The 1,036-nt window shown below is 31.0% G+C and carries 1 protein-coding gene; it reads left to right on the forward strand.

Annotated features, from left to right (window positions below; all coding sequences use genetic code 11):
• Positions 1 to 103 precede the first annotated feature (103 nt).
• A complete protein-coding gene (locus ABMQ40_RS16610) occupies positions 104 to 1,021 on the forward strand; it encodes an IS982 family transposase (protein ID WP_370901619.1) in 918 nt (305 codons plus the stop codon).
• Positions 1,022 to 1,036 lie beyond the last annotated feature (15 nt).

Genomic DNA, 1,036 nt, shown 5'->3' on the forward strand with positions numbered 1-1,036 from the left:
TAACCCGAGTTCGGGATAAGAATAAGAAATAAATTTGTGATAAAAAGTAATAATTCGTATATTTAAGTTTCTGACAGTCAAATATTTAAACGAATTATTACTTATGATTTTGAAAGACCAAATTACAAATATTTTTGTACAGATTGATGATTTTTGTAAAGAGTTTGAACAAAAAATCAAACAAATGAAGTTTGAAGCTTTTGGAAGCGATAAAAAAAGAAGAAATAGAACAACTTTAATGTCCGATTCTGAAATAATTACCATTATGATTGGATTTCATTTAGGAGCTCATAAAACATTTAAACACTATTATCAACAAATTGTTTGTGGTTATTGGAAAGATTTGTTTCCTAAAACCCTTTCATACAACAGATTTGTAGAGCTTCAACAGAGAAGTTTTGTTGTTTTTGCTTTGTTTTTGAAAGAAAAATGTTTGGGAAAATGCACAGGAATTAGTTTTATGGACAGTACGCCTTTGAAGGTTTGTAGAAACCAGAGAATTCATAATCATAAGGTTTTCAAAGGATTGGCAGAACGGGGAAAATCTTCAATGGGCTGGTTTTATGGATTTAAATTACATTTGGTTTGCAATGAAAAAGGTGAGCTTTTATCCTTTTATTTAACCAAAGGAAACGTGGATGATCGAAATCCAAAACACATCAAAAAAATGACCGAGCAACTTTTCGGAAAATTATTTGCTGACAAAGGATACCTTTCAAAAGCTCTTTGGGAGATGCTTTTCGCTGATGGAATACAGCTTTTCACAAAGCTCCGTAAAAATATGAAAAACCACATTATGAAAATGGAAGATAAAATTTTGCTACGAAAAAGAGCCATCATTGAAACGATAAATGATGAACTAAAAAACCATTGTCAACTCGAACATACCCGCCACAGAAGTGTGAATAACTTTATGATGAATATTTTGGGAAGTCTTTCGGCGTATTGTTTCTTTCCTAAAAAACCATCACTCAACTTAAAAAAAGTAAATGATGGTCAATTATTTTTAAACTTCGCTTAACCCGAACTCAGGTTA

Origin of the sequence: Chryseobacterium gossypii, assembly GCF_041361455.1 — a bacterium.
GTDB lineage: Bacteria > Bacteroidota > Bacteroidia > Flavobacteriales > Weeksellaceae > Chryseobacterium > Chryseobacterium gossypii.